This window comes from Aquabacterium sp., from assembly GCF_004297345.1.
Lineage (GTDB): Bacteria > Pseudomonadota > Gammaproteobacteria > Burkholderiales > Burkholderiaceae_C > Aquabacterium.
Genome location: NZ_SCTN01000105.1, coordinates 1 through 4,685 on the forward strand (window position 1 = coordinate 1; position 4,685 = coordinate 4,685).

Consider the following 4,685-nt stretch of genomic DNA (forward strand, 5'->3'; position numbering starts at 1 on the left):
GCCAAATCCCTGCCAACTTCAGGCTTATTGCCTGGCGCACTCCTTTGACAATCCCTTGACATCACCAAACAGGTGCATTTGCGCCTGTCAACTTGTTGAAGGGGAAGCCCATGCAGTGGTTTGCTGACTTGCGTTTGCGCACCAAGCTGTTGAGCTCGTTCGCAGTGGTGGCGACGTTGACTGCCCTGTTGGGGCTGTTCAGTGTCACACGTCTGTCGACGGTCAATGACCAATCCACCTTCATGGCCGATCACTGGATGGCGAGCCAGCGTCTTGCTGGTGCCATCAACACGACCACGGGCGATTACCGTGTGTTTGAGTTGTTGATTGCCGGGGCGCAGAGCGAGAGCCAGCACCAGGCCTTGCTGCAGCAAATGGCGCTCAAAGCCGCGGAAGTGGCCAAGCTGCAGTCGGCATATGCCAAACAAGTGGCTCATCCTGAAGAGAAGAAACTTTGGGACTCATTCCAGGCTGACTGGCGAACGTATCTGGAGGAACATGACAAGTTCATGCAAATGCTCGGCAGCGGTCGCAAGGATGAGGCCATGGCCTATGCCTCTGGCCCCATCGAGCAACTGTACGAAAGGTTCGGCGAAACGCTGGACAAGCTTACCGAGTTCAACACGCAGGGCGGACAGGCTGCCAGTGATCAGGGCGACGCAATCTATGCCCAGGCCCGGTGGGGCATTCTCGTCGGCATCCTGACGGCGGCGGGGTTGGGCATGTTGTTGGCGTGGCTGGTGGCCGGCCAAGTATCGGCACCTGTTGAGCAGGCGGCCAATGTGCTGAAGGCCGTGGCAGAAGGTGATTTGACGCAAACTGTGCAGACGAATCGCAAGGACGAAGTGGGTGACATGCAGACGGCCTTGGCCAATATGATCCACAGCCTGGCCGAGATGGTTCACCATGTTCGCACCGGCGCCGATTCAGTGGCGACGGCGTCTACCCAGATCGCCCAAGGCAACACCGATCTCAGTGCACGCACCGAGAACCAGGCATCCAGCCTGCAGCAAACGGCCGCATCGGTTGAAGAAATGGCGGGCACGGTCAGAACCAATGCTGACAACGCCATGCAAGCCAATCAGCTCGCCAGTGCTGCATCAGAAGTGGCGGCGCAAGGCGGTCAGGTTGTCAGCCAGGTTGTCGAAACCATGAATGGCATCCAGACGGCCAGCCGCAAGATTTCCGACATCATCGGTGTGATCGATGGCATTGCCTTCCAGACCAATATTCTGGCTTTGAACGCGGCCGTCGAGGCCGCTCGCGCGGGTGAGCAGGGCAGGGGCTTCGCTGTTGTGGCGGGTGAGGTGAGGTCTCTGGCACAACGCAGTGCGCAGGCAGCCCGAGAGATCAAGACCCTGATCAACGACAGCGTCGAGAAGGTCAACTCCGGCAGCCACCTGGTGGACTCGGCTGGCAGCACCATGAACGATGTGGTCACGCAGGTGCGCAAGGTCACGGATCTGGTCGGTGAGATTGCGCATGCCAGTGCCGAGCAAAGCCAGGGCATCGGGCAGATCAACCAGGCAGTCAGCCAACTGGATCAGGCCACGCAGCAAAACGCCGCCTTGGTGGAAGAAAGCATGGCCGCGGCCGAAAGCCTCAAGACGCAGGCCCAGAAGCTGTCGGAGGCTGTGTCGGTGTTTCGCATCCAGCGTGGCATGACGCAGCAGGCGTCTTTCCAGACGGCACCCGTGGCCGTCGTCCAGCCAGTGCGTGTCGCCAGTCCTGTGTCGCGCCAACCAGCAGCGCCAGCCAAGAAGCCTGAAGCCTTGGTGGTGCCTCAGTTGCCATCGACAGCAGCGGCGCCTGTAGCGGCATCCGCCAAGGTGGCCGAGGGCGCGGATGACTGGGAAACGTTCTAAGCTCAGGCCCGATCCCTGCTAGGCTTGCCGTCAGCAACGCAAACCGCGTTGCCGACAGGAGCCTGCCGTGTTTGATCTCATCGTTCGACATTGCACCTTGCCTGATGGGCGCAGACATCAGGATATCGGTATCCAGCAAGGCCGCATCGTGGCTGTGCAGCCCGCCCTGGCAGCCAACGCGGCCCAAGAAATCGACGCGGCAGGGCATCTCGTCAGCCCGCCTTTTGTCGATGCCCATTTCCACATGGATTCGACCTTGAGCCATGGGCAGCCTCGCATCAACCAATCAGGCACCTTGCTCGAAGGCATTGCACTGTGGGGTGAGCTCAAGCCGCAGCTGACGCAAGATGCCGTCATCGAGCGGGCCTTGCGCTATTGCGATTGGGCTGTGGCCAAAGGTCTTCTGGCCATTCGTTCTCATGTGGATATTTGCGATCCACGCCTGCTGGCAGCCGAGGCTCTGCTGCACGTGCGCGAGCAGGTCAAGCCCTATCTGGATCTCCAACTGGTGGCCTTTCCGCAAGATGGTGTTCTGCGCAGCCCTCAGGCCATGAGCTTGTTGCAACGCGCCCTGGACATGGGCGTGGACGTGGTGGGCGGCATCCCGCATTTCGAGCGCACCACGGCCGATGGCGCCGAGTCCGTTCGCATCCTGTGTGAACTGGCGGCAGAGCGTGGCTTGCGCGTGGACATGCATTGCGACGAATCAGACGACCCCATGTCCCGCCATATCGAGACCCTGGCTTTCCATGCGCAAAGGCTGGGCCTGCAGGGCAGGGTGGCCGGCTCGCACCTTACCTCCATGCACAGCATGGACAACTACTACGTCAGCAAGTTGCTGCCCTTGATCAAGGAGGCTGGCGTGGCGGCCATCGCCAACCCCCTGATCAACATCACCCTGCAAGGGCGACACGACAGCTATCCCAAACGCCGTGGCATGACCCGCGTGCCCGAGATGCTCGCCTGTGGCATCGACGTGGCCTTCGGGCACGACTGCGTGATGGACCCCTGGTACAGCCTTGGCAGTGGCGACATGTTGGAGGTGGCGCACATGGGTCTGCACGTGGCCCAGATGACCAGCCAGGAAGCCATGCGCCAATGCTTTGATGCCGTGACTACCGCGCCGGCCCGTATCCTGGGCCTTGAAGGCTACGGGCTGGAGCCAGGCTGTCGTGCTGACCTCGTCTTGCTGCAAGCGCACGATCCCGTGGAAGCGATCCGCTTGCGCGCCAATCGCCTGGCCGTGATCCGGCGTGGTCAGGTGCTGGCGCGCACGTCGCCCCAGATCGCCACATTGAGCGTGCCGGGGCGGCCCGATAGCGTCTCGTTCAGCGCCTGAGGTCCACGCGCCATCAAGTCGTCAGGCGGTCACGCTGAGGCTGCTGGTCTCGCTGCTGAATTGCTGCGTGCCCATCTGCTGCATCTTCTCGAACAGCGCCTTCATCTTGTCTTGAAAGCTGCTGACCTCGGTCTTGCTGATGTCGCCACTCTTGTCGCTGTCGATCAGGTCGAACAAGGCTTGCTGCGCTTCGTCCGTTGATGATGTTGACGAGGATGTGCTTGATGTTGAGTTGGATGAGCTCGTGCTACTTAATCCGAACTCGCTCTTGGTGATGCTGCCGTCCTGGTCGCTGTCCAACGCGCTCAAGGAGAAGCCGCCGCTGTCATCGCCCGATGGCGGAGGCGGGGGCGGCATGCCACCCATGCCATTCATCCCGCCCATGCTGCCGCCCATGCTGCCGCCCATCATGGCTGCAAAGGCTTGCGTGTCCATGCCCATGCTGCCAAAGCCGTTCTGCGTGCTGTCATCGCGGCTCGGCGGCTTCATGCCGGTGTCCAACTCTGACTGGCTGATGGAGCCATCGCCATCACTGTCGAGCTTGCTGAACAGATCGTCTGTCGAGCCACTGCCCTGGACGCCTTGCGGCCCCTTGTCGAGCATCGATTGCAACTCGGTCTTGTCCAGCCCGCCGCTGCCATCCGTGTCGATCTTGGAGAAAGACGGTTTGCCGCCTCGGCCCTCCATTTTTGGCGGCTGCATGCCACCCCAACTGCTGCTACCTGAGATGCCGCTGGATATGGTCGTCATGGTTGATCCTTTCAATGACCACGTGTCCAACCCGGTGCAGTGTGGCGAAGTCGCCGCAACTCGCACCGGGGCTGCCCGAAGCCTGCAGTGCATCGCCACGGGTGAGGGCCATTCTTGGAAGCCGCTGTAGCGCTGGTGTGTAGACATTTGTCAGCCCTGACACAAAGGGTCTGCCAGGCGGAACTGGCCGCCAAAACGCCTCTTTTCGGAGAATCGGTGGGCAGCCTGTGCTATGCTTTACGTCTTCACACTGAATGCCCTGGTGGTGAAATTGGTAGACGCGCCGGATTCAAAATCCGGTTCCGCAAGGAGTGCCGGTTCGAGTCCGGCCCGGGGCACCATCTGATTGAATGGTTCACACAAGCTGAGGCTCCCATGGTTCACCTGGGAGCCTTTGTTGTTTCTGGCCCAGCCAGACTGCCAAGCCGGGAACGGCAAAGCAGTGGGCCTCCTTAGGTCTTTGTCTGCCTGCGACAATATCCGCCATGAACTACCCCACGCTCGAAGACGCCATCGGCAAGACCCCGCTTGTTCGACTCCAACGTGTGCCAGGCGCTGCCTGCGATGCCCGTGGCAACGTCATCCTGGCCAAGCTGGAAGGCAACAACCCGGCTGGCTCCGTCAAGGACCGTCCTGCGATCAACATGATCCGCCGGGCCGAAGAGCGTGGCGAGATCAAACCCGGCGACACCCTGATCGAGGCCACCTCAGGCAATACCGGCATCGCGCTG

General features: G+C 61.1%; 4 protein-coding genes and 1 tRNA gene. 4 read left to right on the forward strand and 1 reads right to left on the reverse strand.

Annotation, left to right across the window (positions count from 1 at the left end; all coding sequences use genetic code 11):
- The first annotated feature begins 110 nt into the window (after nucleotides 1-110).
- Together EPO09_RS03160 and EPO09_RS03165 are read left to right on the forward strand one after the other, a co-directional pair.
- Nucleotides 111-1,865, forward strand: a complete 1,755-nt coding sequence (locus EPO09_RS03160) for a methyl-accepting chemotaxis protein (RefSeq protein ID WP_290640063.1) — start codon at nucleotides 111-113, stop codon at nucleotides 1,863-1,865.
- Between the two features lie 67 nt (nucleotides 1,866-1,932).
- Nucleotides 1,933-3,204, forward strand: coding sequence for an amidohydrolase family protein (locus tag EPO09_RS03165; RefSeq protein ID WP_290640065.1), 1,272 nt, complete (start codon nucleotides 1,933-1,935; stop codon nucleotides 3,202-3,204).
- A gap of 21 nt (nucleotides 3,205-3,225) precedes the next feature.
- Here EPO09_RS03165 and EPO09_RS03170 read toward each other — a convergent pair whose 3' ends face one another.
- Nucleotides 3,226-3,954 (reverse strand): EF-hand domain-containing protein, encoded by a 729-nt coding sequence (locus EPO09_RS03170; protein ID WP_290640067.1) that lies wholly within the window; start codon nucleotides 3,952-3,954, stop codon nucleotides 3,226-3,228.
- 256 nt (nucleotides 3,955-4,210) lie between these two features.
- Between EPO09_RS03170 and EPO09_RS03175 the strand changes: the two genes are divergently transcribed.
- Together EPO09_RS03175 and EPO09_RS03180 are read left to right on the forward strand one after the other, a co-directional pair.
- Nucleotides 4,211-4,295 (forward strand) — tRNA-Leu (locus EPO09_RS03175).
- Between the two features lie 144 nt (nucleotides 4,296-4,439).
- Nucleotides 4,440-4,685 (forward strand): pyridoxal-phosphate dependent enzyme (locus EPO09_RS03180; protein ID WP_290640069.1); only part of this gene is annotated, 246 nt, incomplete at its 3' end.